The organism is Cupriavidus sp. (assembly GCF_057315035.1).
Genome location: NZ_DBHKYV010000028.1, coordinates 65,211 through 84,623, shown reverse-complemented (window position 1 = coordinate 84,623; position 19,413 = coordinate 65,211). Strand labels below are relative to the sequence as shown.

19 protein-coding genes are annotated in these 19,413 nt (G+C 62.0%); 7 read left to right on the top strand and 12 right to left on the bottom strand.

The window, feature by feature from the left end; genetic code table 11:
- Positions 1 to 44 precede the first annotated feature (44 nt).
- From ACO550_RS27100 to ACO550_RS27085, 4 genes are all read left to right on the top strand, one after another.
- Positions 45 to 404 (top strand): mechanosensitive ion channel protein MscS, encoded by a 360-nt coding sequence (locus ACO550_RS27100; RefSeq protein ID WP_315595340.1) that lies wholly within the window; start codon positions 45 to 47, stop codon positions 402 to 404.
- Between the two features lie 137 nt (positions 405 to 541).
- Positions 542 to 1,450, top strand: a complete 909-nt coding sequence (locus ACO550_RS27095) for a LysR substrate-binding domain-containing protein (protein ID WP_315595341.1) — start codon at positions 542 to 544, stop codon at positions 1,448 to 1,450.
- Between the two features lie 169 nt (positions 1,451 to 1,619).
- Positions 1,620 to 2,939, top strand: a complete 1,320-nt coding sequence (locus tag ACO550_RS27090) for an MFS transporter (protein ID WP_315595342.1) — start codon at positions 1,620 to 1,622, stop codon at positions 2,937 to 2,939.
- Positions 2,940 to 2,947: 8 nt separating this feature from the next.
- On the top strand, positions 2,948 to 4,144 hold the full coding sequence (locus ACO550_RS27085) for a M20 aminoacylase family protein (RefSeq protein ID WP_315595343.1): 1,197 nt from the start codon (positions 2,948 to 2,950) through the stop codon (positions 4,142 to 4,144).
- Between the two features lie 12 nt (positions 4,145 to 4,156).
- Here the strand turns inward: ACO550_RS27085 and ACO550_RS27080 are convergent, their stop codons facing one another.
- The 12 genes from ACO550_RS27080 to ACO550_RS27025 form a co-directional block, all read right to left on the bottom strand.
- Entirely contained in the window at positions 4,157 to 4,372 is a 216-nt protein-coding gene (locus ACO550_RS27080) for a DUF3079 domain-containing protein (protein WP_315595344.1), read from the bottom strand.
- Between the two features lie 150 nt (positions 4,373 to 4,522).
- A complete protein-coding gene (locus tag ACO550_RS27075) occupies positions 4,523 to 5,032 on the bottom strand; it encodes a MarR family transcriptional regulator (RefSeq protein WP_315595345.1) in 510 nt (169 codons plus the stop codon).
- Positions 5,033 to 5,076: 44 nt separating this feature from the next.
- A complete protein-coding gene (gene aliA, locus ACO550_RS27070) occupies positions 5,077 to 6,720 on the bottom strand; it encodes a cyclohexanecarboxylate-CoA ligase (RefSeq protein ID WP_315595346.1) in 1,644 nt (547 codons plus the stop codon).
- A 24-nt stretch (positions 6,721 to 6,744) separates the two neighbouring features.
- A complete protein-coding gene (aliB, locus tag ACO550_RS27065; protein ID WP_315595347.1) occupies positions 6,745 to 7,896 on the bottom strand; it encodes a cyclohexanecarboxyl-CoA dehydrogenase in 1,152 nt (383 codons plus the stop codon).
- 45 nt (positions 7,897 to 7,941) lie between these two features.
- On the bottom strand, positions 7,942 to 8,724 hold the full coding sequence (badI, locus tag ACO550_RS27060; protein WP_315595348.1) for a 2-ketocyclohexanecarboxyl-CoA hydrolase: 783 nt from the start codon (positions 8,722 to 8,724) through the stop codon (positions 7,942 to 7,944).
- Positions 8,725 to 8,755: 31 nt separating this feature from the next.
- On the bottom strand, positions 8,756 to 9,523 hold the full coding sequence (badH, locus tag ACO550_RS27055; RefSeq protein ID WP_315595349.1) for a 2-hydroxycyclohexanecarboxyl-CoA dehydrogenase: 768 nt from the start codon (positions 9,521 to 9,523) through the stop codon (positions 8,756 to 8,758).
- A 205-nt stretch (positions 9,524 to 9,728) separates the two neighbouring features.
- Positions 9,729 to 10,463 (bottom strand): UTRA domain-containing protein, encoded by a 735-nt coding sequence (locus tag ACO550_RS27050; RefSeq protein WP_315595350.1) that lies wholly within the window; start codon positions 10,461 to 10,463, stop codon positions 9,729 to 9,731.
- A gap of 89 nt (positions 10,464 to 10,552) precedes the next feature.
- A complete protein-coding gene (locus ACO550_RS27045; RefSeq protein WP_485995025.1) occupies positions 10,553 to 11,050 on the bottom strand; it encodes a YbaK/EbsC family protein in 498 nt (165 codons plus the stop codon).
- 61 nt (positions 11,051 to 11,111) lie between these two features.
- Positions 11,112 to 12,524, bottom strand: a complete 1,413-nt coding sequence (locus ACO550_RS27040) for an aspartate ammonia-lyase (RefSeq protein ID WP_315595352.1) — start codon at positions 12,522 to 12,524, stop codon at positions 11,112 to 11,114.
- The gene (locus tag ACO550_RS27035) at positions 12,521 to 13,501 is read right to left on the bottom strand and encodes a LysR substrate-binding domain-containing protein (RefSeq protein ID WP_315595353.1); all 981 of its coding nucleotides are present in this window, start codon (positions 13,499 to 13,501) and stop codon (positions 12,521 to 12,523) included. Before ACO550_RS27035 ends, ACO550_RS27040 begins: the two co-directional genes overlap by 4 nt.
- A gap of 31 nt (positions 13,502 to 13,532) precedes the next feature.
- Complete coding sequence (locus tag ACO550_RS27030) at positions 13,533 to 14,903, bottom strand: MFS transporter (RefSeq protein ID WP_315595354.1); 1,371 nt, start codon at positions 14,901 to 14,903, stop codon at positions 13,533 to 13,535.
- 210 nt (positions 14,904 to 15,113) lie between these two features.
- A complete protein-coding gene (locus tag ACO550_RS27025) occupies positions 15,114 to 15,494 on the bottom strand; it encodes a carboxymuconolactone decarboxylase family protein (protein ID WP_315595355.1) in 381 nt (126 codons plus the stop codon).
- 263 nt (positions 15,495 to 15,757) lie between these two features.
- On the opposite strand from ACO550_RS27025, the gene ACO550_RS27020 reads away from it, so the two are divergent.
- From ACO550_RS27020 to ACO550_RS27010, 3 genes are all read left to right on the top strand, one after another.
- A complete protein-coding gene (locus ACO550_RS27020; RefSeq protein ID WP_315595356.1) occupies positions 15,758 to 17,245 on the top strand; it encodes an aldehyde dehydrogenase family protein in 1,488 nt (495 codons plus the stop codon).
- 56 nt (positions 17,246 to 17,301) lie between these two features.
- Positions 17,302 to 18,195, top strand: a complete 894-nt coding sequence (locus ACO550_RS27015; RefSeq protein ID WP_315595357.1) for an NAD(P)-binding domain-containing protein — start codon at positions 17,302 to 17,304, stop codon at positions 18,193 to 18,195.
- 222 nt (positions 18,196 to 18,417) lie between these two features.
- The gene (locus ACO550_RS27010) at positions 18,418 to 19,392 is read left to right on the top strand and encodes a tripartite tricarboxylate transporter substrate-binding protein (protein ID WP_315595358.1); all 975 of its coding nucleotides are present in this window, start codon (positions 18,418 to 18,420) and stop codon (positions 19,390 to 19,392) included.
- The last annotated feature ends 21 nt before the right edge of the window (positions 19,393 to 19,413 follow it).

Below are 19,413 nucleotides of genomic sequence, written 5' to 3'. Positions count from 1 at the left end.
TATTCCGTAGAGAGGGCCAAGGTTGGCCCGACAAGGAGTCAAAGATGCGCAAGTCGATTCGTTACGCTGGTATTGCTGTCCTGAGTGCCACCATGCTGGTCGCGGGGACCGCCTCGGCGCGCGACCGCTACCACGGCGGTGGCGGCGGATCGGCGGGTGCCGCAATTGCGATAGCCGCCGTGGCCGGCCTGGCGCTTGGTGCGCTGGTTGTCAGCCAGCCTGTGGTAGCCGCGCCCGCGCCGGTCTATGCGCCGCCGCAACCCGTGTATGCACCGCAACCGGTCAGCTATGCCGCGCCGGCTGTGCCGCCGGGCTACTGCTATAGCCGCTACGACGGCGCCTATGTACCTTGCGGCCGTCCGGCACCGGTCCAGTATGCCCCGCAGCCGTATTACGGGTATTGAGTATTTCGGGTTTGATGTTCCGCTGCATGGGGTCCGGCCCGCAGGGCAGGACCCCATATTGAGGGAATCCCGGGCTGCGGCCTAGAATGGCCGTTTTCCGCCGCGCACCGCGTGGCGTGGTCCCGGGAACCCCGTCCATGAAGCTACACCAGTTGCGCGCGCTGGCCGCCGTTTCCGAAACCGGCAGCATCCAGGAAGCGTCGCGCCTGCTGCATGTCACCCAGCCGGCCCTGAGCAAGGCCATCAAGGAACTGGAAACCAGTGTTGGCGCCACGTTGTTCGTGCGCACCAGCAAGGGCGTGCAATTGACCGCCCATGGCCAACGGCTGGTCAGCCATGCACGCCTGATAAGCGAAAACGTGCGTCGCGCCCGCCAGGACATGGAAGACATGAAGGGCACCGTGGTCAGCGACATCGTGGTGGGCGTGACGCCCGTCAGCGCGCTGCTGCGATCCGTGGGCACCTGCATGATGTCGTTCCGGCATGATTTTCCCCACGCCCGACTCCGTGTCCAGGAAATGCGCCCGGCCCAGTTGCTGGAGCAGGTGCGCGAAGGCATGCTGGATTTCGCGCTGACTTCGCAAGCGCTACCCGTGGACCGAGCGCTCGATTGCACCCAGGCTTGCCGCGTTCCGACGCTGATTGCCGGCCGCAGGGGCCATCCGCTGCGCGGCGCAACCTCCCTGAGTGCGTTGCAGCAGGCCGACTGGATGGTGCTCGATCCGCTGGCCGATCCCTCCACACCATTTCATCAGCTGTTCAGCGCCAATGGGCTGGAATTGCCGGAGCGCGTGGTGGAGTGCAACTCGATGACACTGGCGCTGGAAATGAGCCGGCTTGGCGATATCCTGCTGCTGCTGTCGGAAGAGTCGCGCCGCAGCCGCTTCCTGGTGGAAACCATGGACTTTCTCGACATCGTCGAGCCGGTGCCCGATCGCATCATCTCGCTGGTCTCGCGTGACCGGCATACGATGACGGTGGCCGCAGCGCGCCTGCATGACGAACTGCTCGCGGCGCTACGCGCCGATTTTCCCGCCGCCCTGTAATTGCCGAAGGATTCGCCAGACCTTCGTGATTACCAACGTTTATACCCATGAAAAAAAGCCGCGTGCTTTGTGGGTACACCGCTCCTAAGATCGTCCGCACCAGCACAAGACCATAACAACTGGCAGCGCAGACGGGCGACTGCCGTGACGTGCCACCACGAGGAGCCTCATGCACGAAGCCAGTCTTCCGCTGCGCAGCGATGCCGCAGCAGATATTGTCACGCCCGCGGCCAGCACTGCCGCGCGCCATCCCGGCAAACACCGCGCCGTGATTGCCGCCGCCATCGGCAACGGTCTCGAAATCTACGACTTCACGGTCTACAGCTTTTTTGCAGCCATTATCGGCCGGCTGTTTTTTCCGGCCAGCAGTCCTACAGCATCTCTATTGCTGTCATTCGCCACGTTTGGCGCCGGCTTCGTGATGCGGCCGCTGGGAGCCGTGCTGATTGGCAACCTGGCCGATCGCCGGGGCCGCAAGGCCGCTCTGACACTCACTATTGCGCTGATGACCGTGGGCACCGCGTTGATCGCGTTTACACCGTCATATGCCAGCATCGGCGTGACGGCAACCGTGCTGGTGGTGTTCGGCCGCCTGCTGCAGGGTTTGTCCGCCGGCGGTGAAGTAGGCGCGGCGTCGGCATTGCTGATGGAATCGGCCAGCAAGAACCGGCGTTGCTTCCTGGTGAGCTGGCAGGCCGCCACGCAGGGCGCCGCCGCCTTGCTGGGTGCGTTGACCGGTGCCGCCGTGTCGGCGTCATTGAGCGCGGAAGCCCTGCAGTCATGGGGCTGGCGCGTGCCGTTTCTGATCGGCCTGCTGATTGCGCCGGTGGGCATCTATATCCGGCGCCACCTTGAGGAAACCCATACGGAAGATACCGCGCACGCCAGCCTGCGCGCGGTGTTGCGCGAGCATGGCCGCACGCTGTTCCTCGGCGTGCTGCTGATGACCAGCAGCACGTCGTCGATGTACATCATGGTGTTCTATATGCCGACCTACCTGGTCAACACCGTGCATATGCCGCAGGCCACGGCTTTCCTGGCCGCATGCGTGGCGGGTTTGACGATGCTGGTGATGGCACCGCTGTTCGCACGCTTCGCGGACCGGCTGGGGCACCGCAAGCCGCTGCTGATCGCCAACAGCATTCTGTCGCTGTGCGTGATGCTGCCGAACTTCGCGCTGCTGTCGTCGGGACCGGGCCTGCCGCTGACGCTGTGCTGCATAGCGCTGTCGGTGACCATTGGCTCGGTCGGCAGCGGTGCCGGCACGGCGATGATGATGGAAGCGCTGCCGCGCCACCATCGCGCTACCGGCATGTCGATCATGTATAGCGTGGGCGTTACGGTATTCGGCGGTTTTGCACCGCTGATCGTGACCTGGCTGATTGCCACTACCGGCAGCCGCATGGCACCCGCCGGCTACCTGTTCTGCGCATCCATCATCAGTTTCATTGCACTGCTGCTGTTTCCCAGCCACCCGGGCCGCGACTAAACATCATCATGACCGACAACATTTCCAACCAGATCCCTGCAGCATTGGCCGCGTCCGCGGTACGTTTCGCCGAACTGCGCCATGGCATCCACGCGCATCCTGAACTTGGCGCCGAAGTACCGCGTACCGCAGGCATTGTTGCGGGCCTGTTGCGCGAATGGGGCTATGACGTGCATGCCGGCATCGGTGGCCACGGCATCGTCGCGCAACTGAAGGTCGGCAACGGGCAACGCCGTATCGGCATCCGCGCCGATATGGACGCATTGCCGCTGCAGGAGCGTACCGGGCTGGCCTACCAGAGCCAGGTGCCGGGCCGTATGCATGCCTGCGGGCACGACGGCCACACGGCAACCTTGCTGGCCGCCGCCGAATACCTGGCCAGCACGCGCAACTTCGATGGCACGCTGAACCTGATCTTCCAGCCTGATGAGGAAGGCATGACCGGCGCGCTGTCGATGATGGATGACGGCCTGTTCGAGCGTTTCCCGTGCGATGCGATCTACGCGTTCCACAATGCGCCAGGGTTGCCAGTGGGAATGGCCGTGGTGCAAGCTGGCCCGCAAGGTGGATCGTCGGATCGCGTCACCGTCACGTTCCGCGGCAAGGGTGGGCATGGGGCCATCCCGCATCGCGCGGCGGATCCTACACTGGCGCTGGCCCATACGGTAGTGGCGCTGCAGGGCATCATTGCGCGCAACGTGGCGCCGGTGGACGCGGGTGTGATCAGCGTCGGACAGATCGAGGCGGGCACCACGTACAACATCATCCCGGAAACGGCCACGCTGAAGCTAAGCGTGCGCGCCACCGTGCCCGAGGTGCGCAAACTGCTTGAGCAACGGATTCGCGAGGTGATCACGCACCAGGCCGCATCGTGCGGCGTGAGCGTCGATATCGAATACCAGCATCTGGTGCCGGCCATCTGCAATACCGCGGCCGAAGCGGCCATCGCGCGCGCGGCGGTAGCCAGCGTGCTGGGCAACGACAAGGTCTTGCAGGTGCCCCCATCCACGCAGATGGGCAGCGAGGATTTTGCGTGGATGCTGGAGAAGGTGCCCGGCTGCTACTTCGTGCTCGGCAATGGCACGGGGCAATGGGTGGGATGCTCGGTCCACAACGATGGCTACGACTTCAACGATGCCTTGATCCCGCTGGGTGCAGCATGCTGGGTGGCACTGGCTGAAGGGTACCTGAAGCGGGAGGAGTAAGACGGCGTGGCTTCAGGCTGCGGATGGGGGGCGCGCTGACGCGTCCTTCACCTCCACCTCGATCCCCCAATCGCCATGCTCGTACCAGTCGTCACCGAGCAGTTCCATCGGATGCTGCGTGCGGCTGGAGCCATTGCCACAGCCCATGGCATCGACGGCGCAATACTTGTCACAACCCCAGCAGATGCGTTCGGGGTGCTTCGGATGGAGCGGGAATTTCTTGGCCATTTGCAATGCGGCGGCGCGCAGGAAGGCGCCGTACGCATTGCATGGTAGGTCGTTCGGGTGTGAAAGTTGGCGATATTGCTACGGCGTTTGCGTTGAATCAAATGTGACGGCGTAGACCGGCGCAGGTGTGGAGGACCTGCCCTGTAACCGCTACTCTTCCTCGCCCCCCGCGGCCCACTCCTGGTCCAGTTGCTCCATGCTGTTGAGCAGCTTCAGCAAGTAGTGCAGCGCATGCGTGATGTCGTCGGTGGAAAAATTGGCGAGTAGCCGACCGTAGTACGCGCGGATCTTGGGTTGGGCCAGTTCCAGCCAGACGTGCCGGCCCTCTTGCGTCATGGTGACCACGCGTGAGCGGCGGTCGCGCGGGTCGGGGGCGATGGCTACGTGGCCGTCGCGTTCCATGCGGCTGATCACGCCCGACAGGTTCTGTCGCGTCACCATCAGGTACTTGGCCAGTTCGCCGATGCTCATGCCCGGCGCGGCCTGTTCACGCGACAGCGCGCCCAGCACGGCCCATTGCTGGGTGGTCAGGCCTTCGTCCTCCACGGCGCGGGTGCCCGTCTTGTGCAGCATGTTCGCGCATTGGTAGAGCCGAAAGAACAGCCGGTTGGCCAGTTCCATCTCCAATGGCGCGGCGGCGAGTTTGTCCGGAGATTCCATGTTCCTGTGCGGTTGACGGTGCGCCCGCGATTGTAGCGCGGCGGCTAGAGCGTGCCCTCGGCCAGTATCTCGCGCAACCTGAACTTCTGGATCTTGCCGGTCGGCGTGGCCGGCAGCGCGTCGCGCAGGATTAACCGTTCCGGGATGTATTGCAGCGCTACCTGCCGGGCTTTCAGGAAAGTCACCATCTCGTCGAAGCCGAGTGATTTCCCGCCCCTGGGTACCACCACCGCACATGCGCGTTCGCCGAGCCGGGCGTCGGGATAAGCGACGATGGCTACCTGCGCAACGGCCGGGTGCCGGTACAACAGCGCTTCGATCTCGAACACCGGAATATTCTCTCCGCCCCGGATGATGACGTCCTTGCTGCGGCCGCTGATGCGAATATAGCCGTCGATATCCAACGAAGCCAAATCGCCGCTGTCGAACCAGCCCTCGTCGTCAGTGGCGTTCAGGTGCGGACGCTTCAGGTAACCGCCGAAGTTCGACGACGACCGCACCAGCAGCCTGCCGACCTCGCCGGGCGCGGCAGCGTTGCCATCAGGCGCTGCAATCCGGACTTCAGCGCCCGGCAAGGGGCAGCCGTCAGTCGTGCAGGCGCGGTGGTCGTCGTCGTGCGGATGGATCAGCGTGACTGCGCCATTCTCGGTCATGCCCCAGGCCGAGACGATCTTGGCGCCCAGCACTTGGCGGGCCTGCTCGACGAGCGCGCCCGGGATCGGAGCCCCGGCGCAGAGAAAGGTTTTCAATGTAGGCACCGGCGCGGCGGTTTCCTGCACCTCTCGCGTGAGGTCGGTCAGGAACGGGGTCGACGCCATCGTGAATGTCACGCCCTCGGTGCGAATCACGTCGGCTGCGATGCGCGGGTCCCAGGTGTCCTGCAATATGGCGCTGGCGCGCAGCATGATTGGCATCATCAGGCCATACATAAAGCCGGTCTGGTGTGCCATTGGCGATGCCATCAACACTACGTCGTCTCGGCCCAGTTGCAAACGCTCCGCATAGGCAACGATGTTCGACATCAGCGTATTGGCTGAATGCATGACCCCCTTGGGCTCGCCAGTGGTGCCCGAGGTGAAGATGAGCTGCGTAATGTCGTCGGGACCTGGGCGATGGCGTGTGAGTATCTCGTGCGCGTCGTCGTCGGTTTCCCAGGCAGGTACGGTCAGCAGCGCATCGAAGTCGTTGGCGCCGTTGCCATCGACCACCACCACCTGCCGCAGTCCGGGTAAATCCGCCTGCAGCGATTGGGCCATGGTTTCATGATCGAAGCCGCGAAAGACTTTCGGTACGATAAGTACCTTGGCCTCACTGTGCGCCAGCATGAAGCGCAGTTCGCGCTCACGAAAGATATGCATCAGCGGGTTCAAGACCGCGCCGATACGCGAGCAGGCCAGGTACAGCGCGGTGAACTGCCAGCAGTTCGGTAACTGCATGGCCACCACGTCGTTGCGGCCCACGCCCAGCCGTGTCAGTCCCACCGCGATGCGGTCGGCCAGTGATACCAACTGGCGATAGGTAAAGCGCCGTGTCTGGCCCGACGCCACGCTGACCGCGGCCAGTGCCAGCTTGTCCGGGCACTGCGCCAGGCACGCATCGATCTCGTCATTGATCGTGCGGTCCAGCCAGTAACCGTTGGCAACGCTCCGGGCGCGTCGCGGCGCCAGCAATACTGCATCGAAATCCATGACGTGGTCTCCGTGGAACAGGGCTTAGATCGGCACCGCATCGCGGCCCGCACGGGCGCGTGCAATGATCGTCTTCATGATCTGCGCGGTGCCATCGCCAATCTGGAAGCCCAGCACATCGCGCAGCCGTTGCTCCATCGGTCCTCGGTCGTAGCCGCCGTGGCCGTGCATCAGCAGGCACTGGTGCACCACGTCATACGCCAGCTTGGGCGCCCACCACTTGCACATGGCCGCCTCGGCGCTGTGCGGTGCGCCCTGGTCCTTAAGCCACAACGCCTGGAGGCAAAGCAGCCGTGCTGCTTCAACCTGCGTGTCGAAATCGGCCAGCGGATGCGAGACCCCCTGGAATGCTGACAGCGGTTTGCCGAAGGCCTCGCGCTCAGCCACATAGGCCCAGGTTTCCTCCAATGACACGCGTGCCACGGCCAGGACCTGCAGGCCGATCAGCGCGCGCGAGAAATCGAAGCCCTGCATCACCTGAACAAAACCCTTGTTCTCTTCGCCGAGCCGATGGTCGATCGGTACGCGCACATTCTCGAAGAAGATCGAACCGCGCCCGATGGCGCGCTGGCCGTGGCAGTCGAAGCGGTTGGTGGTGACGCCGGGCAAGTCCATCGGCACCAGCAGCGCGGTCACGCCGTAGGCGGCCATTTCACGCGTGCCGGTGCGGCCGAAGACTACCGTGGCGTCGGCCTGATCGGCAGCAGAGATCGAGGTCTTCTCGCCGTTGATCACGTACTCGTCGCCAATCCGTTCGACGCGTAATTGCAGGTTGGCGGCGTCCGATCCGCCGCGCGGTTCAGTCAGGGCGATGGCCAGCAACGCTTCACCGCGCGTGAGTCGCGCGAGCCACGGGGCGACTACTTCGGGCTTGCCGTGATGCGCCAGGATTTGCCCGTTCAGCGACGCCAGCAGGTTGATATACGACAGGCTCAGATCGGCGCGTGCCACCTCTTCGTGAATTACGCCGGCCGCCAGGCACCCGAGCCCCTGGCCGCCATACTGCTCGGGCAATTCGGGCGCGATAAAGCCCATCTCGCCCATTTCGCGCATCAGCGCGCGGTCGAGCTCGCGGGTCTGGTCGCGTTGCTGGAAACCGGGTGCGATGCGGTCGGTGGCAAAGCGCCGGGCATGGTCGCCCAGCGTCACCAGGTCTTCATTGAGGTAGGGGTTCATGGTGTCTGTCTCCGGTATGACTCTGCGGCGCGCGCTGGCGAGGTGTTACTTCGCGTATTTGCGGAAGTCCGGCTTGCGCTTTTCCTTGAGCGCATTGACGCCCTCGCGCGATTCCTCGGTGTCGTAGTACAGCTTCAGCGCGTACATGCCCATGCCGGCAATGCCGCTCTGGTGCGCGGTATCCATATTGAAACTGCGCTTGGCGATGGCCAGTGCGGTGGGGCTGCGCTCGCACAGTTCCTCGCCCCATTTCTGGACTTCGGCGTCGAGCTCTTCATGGGGCACGCAGGCATTGGCCAGGCCCATTGCCACGGCTTCAGCGCCCGAATAGCGGCGGCACATGTACCAGATCTCACGGGCCTTCTTCTCGCCGACCACGCGTGCCAGGAATGCGGTGCCATAGCCTGGGTCGACCGAGCCCATCTTCGGCCCTACTTGGCCAAAGACAGCTTTCTCGGAGCAGATGGTCAGGTCGCATACGGTGCAGAGCACATTGCCGCCACCGATCGCAAAACCCTGCACGCGTGCAATCACCGGCTTCGGCACATTGCGGATGGTGTCGTGCAGTTCTTCCATGGGCAGGCCGATGGTGCCGCGTCCGTCGTAGTTGCCGTCGTGCGCGGACTGGTCGCCGCCGGTGCAGAAGGCGCGATCTCCCGCGCCCGCCAGCACGATGGCGCCTACTTCGCGGTCATAGCCGGCCCTGTTCAGCGCCTTGATCAGCTCGTCGCAGGTCTGGCCGCGGAATGCGTTCATCTTGTCCGGCCGGTTGATCGTGATCCAGGCCACGCCGTTGCGAACTTCGTACAGAATGTCTTCGAATGCCATGTCTCGCTCCTTGGAATGTTTGGGGTAGTGCTTAGCCGTTCATGGTCAGACCGCCCGACACGCTCAGGACCTGGCCCGTCACAAAGGCGGCGTCATCGCTCGCAAAGAACAGCACCGCGCCGGGCAGGTCTTCAGGCTTGCCGATGCGGCCCAGTGGAATGGCGCGCGTGAAGGCCTCCATCAACTTGTCCGGATTACCCGCGCCTTCCTTGTATTCGGCGAACAGCGCCGTATCGGTGGGACCAGGGCAGACCACATTGACCGTGATGCCGTGACGCGCATGCTCGCGCGCGATGGTCTTGGAAAACGACACCAGTCCGCCCTTGCACGCGGCATAGACCGCTTCGCCCGATGAACCGACGCGCGCCGCATCGGACGCGATATTGACGATGCGCCCGGCCTTGCGTGCCGCCATGCCCGGCAGCACTGCGTGGTGCATATGCAGTGCGCCGGTCAGGTTGATCGCGATGAGCTTGTCCCACTGCGCGGGCTCGGTCTTCGTGAATGGCTTGAACACATCCCAACCGGCGTTGTTGATCAGGATGTCGATCGGGCCGAGCTTCGCTTCAGCGGCAGCCACGGCTGCATCGACGGCCGCGCGATCAGTGATGTCGCAGGCAAATGCTTCGGCCGTGCCGTCTGCCGCGCAAATATCGGCAGCCACTTTCCGCGCGGCATCGAGGTTCATGTCGAACACGGCCACACGTGCGCCTTCGCTGGCAAAACGCCGGCAGGTGGCGCCGCCGATGCCACCGCCGCCCCCGGTGACGATGACTACCCGATCCTGGAACCGCTTCATGTCGCTCCTCCTAAATAGGTAAAGATGTTGACCTATATTAGGAGTGCGAAAGACGGACGGCAAGGAACAATCACGGTTGTGTCGTGATCGTTAACCCTAGATAAACTGGAAGGATGTGGAGTAAAGCAGAAGTGGGCTGCGATCACTTGCGGCCCATGAAGGAAAGATATTTACGTATATTGCGCTGTCGTCGGCGGGGGCGGCATTACCCAGCCGACCGTTTCAGTCGCATCGACACGGCAAAGCTGTCCGCCGGATGTACGGTCACGGAGACTTCGAAGGTGGCGCCGGTATCGTCCATATAGCGCCGCAAGATCTTGAGTACTGCGCTACCCGGCGCAAGTTGCAGGGCATCGGCAATCCGCGCATCGGCCAGTACGGACGCACGCACGTCCTGTTCGATCTCGGCAATCTGCTTGCCATGCCGGCTTTCGAGCAGCGAACTCACCAGCATGCGCGGTGACTTGCGCACCGCTTCGGCAATATCCGTGTAGACCGGATCTATATACACATCGGTCCAGGCCATTGGTGTGGCGCTGGTGGCATCGCTCATCCGCACGCTGGAGATCCGCAGCCACTTCGCTTGGTCGATGCAGCCGAGATCCTTCGCAAGATCGCCGGTTGCCGCCACGGTATCCACCGACTGCACCACGCGCCGGTGCTCCTCGCCGAACTGCATCAGGTCTTCCACCGACGCCAGCGTTGGCCGGAATACTGGCTTGGGGATCGCTGCCTCGACACGTGTGCCCACGTTCTTGCGACGCGACACCAGTCCAAGATCTTGCAGCTCCTGCAGCACAGCCCGGATCGTGTAGCGGCTGGCCTGGAACTGCTCGCACAACTCGAATTCGGTGGGCAGCAGCGCGCCGACCGGAAAGCGACCCGTGGTGATCCCATCCAGCAACTGGCGGGTGATTTCAGCGGAATTGGTTCGGCTCATACGGGCGAGACGCGCCACAACATTGCGGACGCGGATTATCCCTTACTTTTGCATATGTTCGAACATAGTAAGGGAGCGCGCGCCAACACTCAACATCGAGTTGGAAGGGCGGCCCAGATGATGCGATGCCCGGTGCCATCGAGGAACCTTTCGAGTTCGCCCGCCGGTAGAGACACCGTTGCGGTACTGTCCAATGGATGAAACAGGAAGGTTGGTTCCTTGGCCAGTTCGCTGTCCACGATCAGATTGATGGACAGCGCCTTGTCGTTGGCCAATGCCAAAGGGCTCAATGAACCGGGACGCACGCCTAGCAAGTCATGCATGCGCTCCGCCGAAGCAAACGACATGCGCTTGCTTCCCAAAGCCTTGGCGGTGCCCGCGAGGTCCAGCGACTTGTCTGCGGTCGTTACGATGAGGTAACACTGGCCTTGCTTGTCCTGTACGAGCAGGTTCTTGCAGCGTGCCCCGTGCAGCGTCAAGCGCAACGTGCCCGATTCCGCCATGTTAAGAACCCGCTCGTGTTCCTCGTAGCCGAACGTCAGCTTCTGCGCGGCCATCCAGTGCAGAAGTTCTTCCTTTCCAAGCATGTTTGTCGTCAAGTCTGATGGTTGCCGCCGCCAGTTTATCGTTGGCGGCGGCAACGCTGGGTCATTGGTTGAAGACCGGGTACGACGCCTTCTGGATGGCCTCAAGCGCCTGTTCTTTCGAAAGCAAGCCGGATTGTTCGAGGATGCTCAGCAGTGGACGTCCTTCGGCAACCGACTGTCGTGCGAGCTTGCTGACACGTGCGTACCCGATCGTGGGAACGAGTGCGGTGGCTACCGCCATCGAATCGAGCAAGTGACGTTCATTCTGGGCGACATCCGCCTGGATGCCCGCTACGCACTTCTCGGCAAAGCGCTGGATGCCGTTCTTCAGCAACGTAATGCTGTCAAACACGCGAGAGGCGACGACGGGCTCGAAATGGTTGATCTCCAGTTCGCCATACTGGACTGCCTGCGCCACGGCCACGTCGTTCCCAACCACGGCGAAGCTCAGCTGGATCATGGCCATCGGTAGCACGGGATTCACTTTGCCAGGCATGATCGAGGAGCCGGCTTGCGCCTCGGGCAGCCGGAGCTCGCCGAATCCACCAACGGGACCGGACGAAAGAACGGTAAGGTCTGCCGCAATCTTGGCAAGCGAGGTTGCACAAGTACGGAGTTCGGCCGAGACGCGTGAGAACACGTCCATATTCTGCATGGCATCGAACGAGTCAGCCGGTGCCAGATACTCCACGCCGGTAATGCGGCTCAGGTGCGGATATACGGAATCCCGGTATCCGGCCGGCGCGCCGAAGCCAGTGCCAATTGCGGTGCCGCCCAGCGGAAGCGTACGCAGCTTGTCGCGCACGGCGGCGAGTTCCTCGGCCAGCCGTCGGGTAACAGATGCGTAGCCGCCGAACACTTGCCCGAGCCGCATCGGCTGACCATCCTGCAGGCAGGTACGGCCCAGGTGCAGGACGTCTGCGAACTCCTCCGCTTTGCGGCCAAACAGCCTGGCAAGTTCTTCGACTTCAACAATCAGCGGGCCGAGCATCGCGTAAGTCGCAATCTTCATGGCGGCCGGGTAGACGTCATTGGTCGACTGCGAGATGTTCACGTGGTCGTTGGGGTGAATCAACTCGTAGTTGCCCGGCTCGCACCCGAGGTGCTGCTGGGCACGATTCGCAATGACCTCATTGAAGTTCATGTTGGTGGAGGTGCCACCAGAGCCCTCCATCAGGTCGACGATGAGGGAGTCCTTGAACTGACCGTCGACGATTTCCGCGCAGGCCTGCGCAATGGCATTGCTCTGCTCGGCAGTAATGACGCCGGTGTCGCGGTTGGCAAGTGCCGCTGCCCATTTGCACTGGGCAAACGCAGTGCTGAACTCAGGATAGTGTGCGACGGTCAACGGTGCGACGGTCAGGTTCTCGAAGCCACGGACGGAATTGACGCCGTAGAGCTTTTGCGCCGGGATGCTGACTTCGCCAACGTAGTCACGCTCGATGCGCACATCAGCATTGGACTTGCTGTTCATGGGGAATTCCTCTCGTGTAGGGTGATGAGCTTTTCGACACCATTGCTGAGGTCCCTTACGCGGGGAATGAATGATGTCTCAATAACGTCGCGTGCAATGCTGCACGCATCTTCAAAAAAGGCGCTGTATTCGTCGCGACGTGCGACAAGGTAAAGCGAGCGCTCCAGTCCCACTGGCTCCACGACGTGAATCGCTACCTGGTCGGCGTATGCCGCGGCTTGCAACAGGCACATTGGTGAAGTCAATGCCCAGCCAATGCCGGCGGCAACCATGGAGGTCAGTGCGTCTGCGTTGTCCAGCTCCAGTCGGTTCGGCATACGCAAGTCAATTCGTCTCAGGTACCGCTCGATCTGCATGCCGACCTGCGAGTTCCTGTTGAAGCGGACAATTGGCAGCGCATTCGCAAGGCGCCGCAGGTCTTCGAGCGTTTGCAGGGGCTTGTTGTTGTCGCGAGGCGTAATCACCAGGTATCGCTCGGAAAACAGCCGATACCTGACCACCTCATTGGCATCCATCAATGGGTCGCTGGTGACGATCAGGTCCAGATCTCGCCGGAGCAAGGCTTCACCTTGTTGGGGGCTCAGTCCGGTGCGAATCGACAACTGCGACGTCTTGCCGAGCAGACGCTTTGTCAGCAGAGAGCCGCAGGTTGCCGCGAATGAGTCGACCAGCCCGATACGAAGGTCGGGATTGATTCCTCGACCCGCCTCGACGACCTGAGCCTTAAGGTTTGCGATCTCCTCGGTGAGAATGGCACCGCGGTTCTTGAGCGCAATGCCATACGGGGTAAGTGCCAGGGGACGCCGGGTTCGATTCACCAGAACAACACCGAGATCATCTTCCAGCTGCCGCACAATCTGGGAGACACTCGACTGGGAAATGCCCAGTCGGGCCGCCGCCCCTGACATGGTTCCTTCTTCCACCACTGCTACAAACACCTGGACGGCATTCATGTCGATTGGCTTGGTAGAAGACATGCTTACTCCCGCAGCATTGAAGGGTTGAGGCTCAGCGCGCAACCGATGGACGAATCACCGAGGACGGTTGGCCCGCTACTGCATCGTTCTCTGGGGTGCCGCCAACATCCGCGAGATTGTCGCTGCCGGTTTCCGGCGCAAGGAAGTGACAGAAGACGCCGCCGAACACCAGAATCGCCACACACGCACCCAGGGCCGCATGCACCCCTACGTTTTGCACTGCCAGCGGTAACAGGAACGTGCTGAACGCAGAGCCAAAGCGGCTTGATGCCACGGCCAGTCCCACACCCGACGCACGCAGATGCGTTGGGAAGAGTTCTGGCGGATAAACGAACTCCAGATTGGCCGCCGCGGAGAGGATGCAAGCGAAAGCGCCGAACACCAGCATCGTGCCAATGGGGCCGAACTGTCCGAAGGTGAGGACCGCCAGCGCGATTGCACTCAAGTAGAACGTGGCAACCAGGAAGGTGCGACGTGACAACCTGTCGATAAGCAGCAGCCCGATAATGGCGCCAATGAAGAGCAGGACGTTGTAGACCGCACCGCCGACGAAGCTGTCTTTGACCTGTAGGGCTTGAAGGACCTTCGGCGCAAACGTACCCAGGGCGAAGTAGGGAATGACCTGGCAGGTGTAAAAGACGCAGGCAACAAGTGTGTTGCGACGCCAACGGGGCGAGAACAGTTGAGCCCACGCACCCTGGCGCTGCGTGGCAACCGACTCAGGCACGACAAGGTCAACTTCGGGCCCAAGTTTGCGGCGGACAATTGCCAGCGCCTCTTCGCGGCGGCCTCGCTTCATCAGCCACAGTGGGGACTCAGGTACACCCATCCGAAGCGGGAAGATCAGCAGTGCCGGAACGCCGCTGGCCATCAGCATGTATCGCCATGCATCCGGCCCCAGGTCGCGCATCTGAAAGCCGACAAGATAGGCGCCCACATAACCGGCGGCCCATGCCGCGGCCAGCACACTCAGCAGGCGGCCACGATATCGCCGCGGTGCGTACTCGGTGACCAGCGATTTGCTGACCACATAGTCCGCACCGAGGATCAGCCCGAGCAGAAGGCGAAGAACCAGCAGTTGTTCTGGCGACGTGACGAAGAACTGTGCCGCGGAAATCGCAGCGAACAGCAGCATGTCGTACGCGAAGATGGTGCGCCTGCCATGCTTGTCGGCGAAGGGGCCGGCAAAGATGCTGCCGATAAAGAGGCCGGCCAGTGACGCCGCCCCGAGCAGGCCCATCCACATTGCATTGAGTTGGAGGGGGCCGGCAGCCATGCTGACGGCAATACCGATGATGCCGAGGACAAAGCCATCACTAAACTGGCCGCCGGTGCCGCTGAACGCGACTTGTGCGTGAAACCTGCGCAATGGCAGGTCTTCCATGAGGATCCTGTTGGTCACTTCTGTCTCCTGACGTTTTTACAGCTTCGGGCCATGCAATGCGTGGTTGCATGCTTTGCGCCGAAGTGTAGTCAGCCGACTTCAAAGAAACAGCATGTGCAGCGTCACTATTACCAAACATGATAGTAGCGTGCGCCCCGCCTGAACATGCGGCGGAGTTCCAACAGGATGCGCCCCGGATTGATGGCTGGATCGAACTGGCCACGCCGCTCAGCTTGCGTCCATTTCAGCAAACAGCAGCTTGGCAACGCGCGTAGCTTCGCTACCGGCCGGAATGCCGCAGTACATCGCTGCCTGCAGGAACACTTCGCCGATTTCGGCACGCGTGACGCCGTTGTTCAGCGCGGCACGGATATGCGTCTTCAGTTCACCGGTGCGGCCTTGGGCGGTCAGGATCGACAGCACGCCGATGCTGCGGGCGCGGCGGTCCAGGCCAGGTCGGTTCCAGATGTCGCCCCACAGGTTCTTGATGGCGAACTCGCGCATCGGCTCGCTGAAGGCGTCGGTGCCTTTGGTCGACGCTACAACGTATTCATCGCCCAGTACTTCGCGGCGAATCTGCTCACCCTTGTCAAACAGTTCCTGGCTCATGCGTGCTCCCTTTGCATTGGATGTTCCGGTGGCGGATGCCAGCCGATGCGGCAAAGTCTGGAGCGCGGTGCGATAGAAGAAAAGATGCCTGCACAGTTCTCATGTTCACAAAAAGTGATTGCCGGATCGGGGTCGTCTGGTGAGAACAAGAAGTGAACATGAGAACAGAATTTGCATCTTCTGCAGCACCCGGTTCCGCTCATAGACTTGCTTCACATCGGCGGGCCGGACAGACCGGCTGCCCCTCTCGGAAGGTCATGAGCATGGAAAACACTTCGTCGGCATTCAATTCGCTGGTGCTGTCCCTGATTGGTGCCGAAGCGATTGGTTCCTACATTGCTGGCGAGATGGTGCCCGGTGATGGTGCAACGCTGACGCTGGTGGACCCGGCCAGTGAGCAGACCCTGCTTCAGTTCGCAGATACCAATGCAGAGACTGTGGGCGCGGCCGTCCGTAGCTGCCAGAGCGGACAGAAGCAATGGGCGGCATGCTCTGCGCAACGCCGTGGCGAAATCCTGGCACAGCTTGGCAAACTGATTCAACGCGATGCTGAACCGCTGGCCCGCCTGGAAGCGATTACCAGCGGCAAGGCCATCAAGGCGGCGCGTGCGCAGGTAGCCGCGGTGGCGGAGATCTTCCGGTACTACTCGGGATGGACCGACAAATTCCTGGGCAACGTCATTCCCGTTCCCGGCGGCCAATTGAACTACACGCTGCGTGAACCACTGGGTGTGGTGCTGGCCATTACGCCGTGGAATTCGCCCATCTATCTCGCCGCATGGAACGTGGCGCCCGCACTGGCAATGGGCAACAGCGTATTGCTGAAGCCTTCAGAACTCACGCCGCTGACGGCGTTGGCGATGGCCAGGCTCGCTCGCGAGGCCGGCATGCCGGCCGGGACGCTGAACGTCGTCAATGGCCTCGGCAAGACGATTGGTGATGCGGCCATCTCGAACCCCATTGTGAAGAAAGTGGTCTTCGTCGGTTCGACGCAGACGGGACGAGCGGTCAACGCGGCTGCCGCCCAACGTCCGATTTCCTGCTTGCTCGAACTTGGCGGCAAGTCGGCCAACATCGTGTTTGACGATGCGGACCTCGTGCAGGCTGCCCGTGCAGCAGTTATCGCAGCATGCGCCAACACAGGTCAGAACTGTGCTGCCGGGTCGCGCTTGCTGGTGCAGCGCGGCGTCTACGACGAGTTTGTCGAAGCGGTGGGCAAGGCAATTGCCGACTATCGCATCGGCCATCCGCTCGATGAGTCGGTAGAGGGCGGCCCGATCAACAATCGCGCCCAGTTCGACCGCATCAATCGCATGGTTGAAATGGGACTTTCCGAAGGCGCGGAGTTGGTGACCGGCGGCGTGAGCGAAGCCACGGGCCAGGGCTTCTACGTGAGGCCAACCGTGTTCAAGCATGTGACCAACGCCATGCGGATAGCGCGTGAAGAGGTGTTCGGACCCGTGGTAGTCGCGATTCCCTTCGATACCGAAGCCGAGGCTGTCGCCATTGCCAATGACAGCGAGTTCGCGCTGGCCGGTGCAGTCTGGACGCGCGATGTGGCACGCGCGCATCGCGTGGTGTCGAAGGTCAATGCGGGCCTGCTGTGGGTGAATATGTACCGGGACATGCACGTGGCCACGCCCTTCGGTGGCAATGACAGCAGCGGTTATGGCCGGTCCAGCGGCGCCGAATGCCTTTATGAATACACCAAGACCAAGAGCGTCTGGGTGCCGATTGCCGAAGGCAGCTGAAAGCCAGCCCTTCCTGTTTATTGATTCATCTATCAGGCTTCAGAAAAGGTTTCGAAATGGAAAACTTCAAGACGGTTGGTGTGATTGGCCTGGGCAATATGGGCCGTGGCATGGCGCTCACGCTGCAACGTTCGGGCTACGCAGTGCTTGGGCTGGACAAGTCCGAGCAGGTCTCCACGGTCGCACGCGAAGCCGGTATTCCGCTGGCGGCGAGTCTGCCGGAACTGGCCAAGGCTTGTTCGGCAATCGTGCTGTCGTTGCCTACCTCGGCAATCGTCCGCGCCGTACTGGAAGGCGAGCAAGGTTTGCTGGCAAGCGCTGCCCCGGGCACGCTGCTGATCGATACGACTACCGCTGACCCGCAAATCACGCGTGAGCTGGCCGGCGTGCTGAAGGAGAAGAATCTCCGCTTCGTTGATGCGCCGGTAAGCGGTGGCCCGACTGGCGCCATGAAGGGTGAGCTCACCATGTTCATTGGTGGTTCGGATGAAGACGTTGCTTATGCGAATCCGATTCTCTCGGCACTGGGCACCAAGCGCTTCCATATTGGTGGTGTCAGCGCCGGTCACGTGGCGAAGCTGATCAACAACCTGCTGACGGCATCGCACCTGGTGACCGCCAGCGAGGCATTCCGTCTGGCCAATGCCGCCGGTATCTCCACTGATCAGCTGATCGAGGCCGTCAATGCAGGCTCGGGTCGCAGCGGTGTGACGCTTTTCAACTACCCGAACCGCATCCTGAACAACACGTATAGCTCGGGCTTCACGATGCAACTGATGCGCAAGGACGTGAACCTGGCCGTTTCGCTCGGCGACGCACTAGGCCTGAGCCTGCCGGCGGTGTCGGTCATCGGTGACATCTGGAAGTCGAGCGCTGCGGCCCTTGCCGATGGCGAAGACTTCAACCGCATCGTCAATTTCGAACTCGACAAGTCACCGGCCAAGGCCTGATTGTCGACGGGGCGCGCCGGAAGAATGGTGCGCCCCAAACTTGCTTTTACTTTTGTTTTTGGCTTTTTGCTTTAGCGACGTATCCATATAGAGGTGGAAACCACCCGAGGGTACGGCGCCGATTCCCAGCGTCTCTTCCGTCAACCACGGCCTGGCCTACGCCAGCCGGATAACCCTGAAGCTCGTATGCAAGCATCATCCCACTGATATTTGGAGTGAAAGATGTCGTTCCCGCGGATTCTCATTTCCTGTGTTGGCCTCACCATCGCGATGCTGTCGAGCGGCGCTGCTCTGGCAGAGTTCCCGGACCGTCCCATCCGTCTGGTAGTGCCGTTTCCTCCGGGCGGCAGTGTCGATTCCGTCGCGCGCATGGTGTCGGTGCAGCTGGGCGAACGCCTCAAGCAGCAGGTGGTCATCGACTACAAGCCAGGTGCAGCCACGATTGTTGGCGCGGAGACCGTGGCGCGTTCGGCTCCGGATGGCTACACCTTGCTGCTGGGTACCTCCACCACCTTTGTGGTGAATCCCATCATTTATCCGAAGCTGAACTACAACCCGGATACCAGTTTCGACCCGATCGGCGTGCTGGGAAGCAATTCGTTGGTACTACTGGCCAATAGCGGTGTGGCGGCGCAGACCCTGCCCCAGCTCCTGGCTGACATCAAGGCCAAGCCGTCGACCTACTCGTACGGTTCGCACGGCACGGGATCGACCGTAAATTTCGCTGGCGAGATGCTGTGGAAAGCCGCAGGGGTGAAGGTGCTTCACGTTCCCTACAAAGGCAGTGCGCCGGCCATGACGGACATCATGGGGGGACAGATTCCGCTAAGTTTCGACGCGGTGCCGGCCTCGGTTGCGGCATTGAAGAGCGGCAAGATTCGTGCGCTGGCTGTGACCGGGCCGAAGCGAAATCCGATGTTGCCCAATGTGCCGACGGTTGCGGAAAGCGGATTCCCAGGTTTCCGGATGGATTCGTGGTTTGCGATCGTCGCGCCCAAGGGGGTGCCCGCTGCAGCCCGGCAAAAGCTGGTGACGGAACTGGCCAAGACCATGGCGGACCCTGCCTTGCAGGAGAAGCTGGTGAACCTGGGCTTCGAACCGGAGTACGGTGCGCCTGCCAAGTACACCGAGGCAGTCAAGGCTGATACGGCGACGCTTACGCCCGTGGCAAAGGCCAACAACATGATGCAGGAATGACTGGCAGGTTGCCGCCACCGT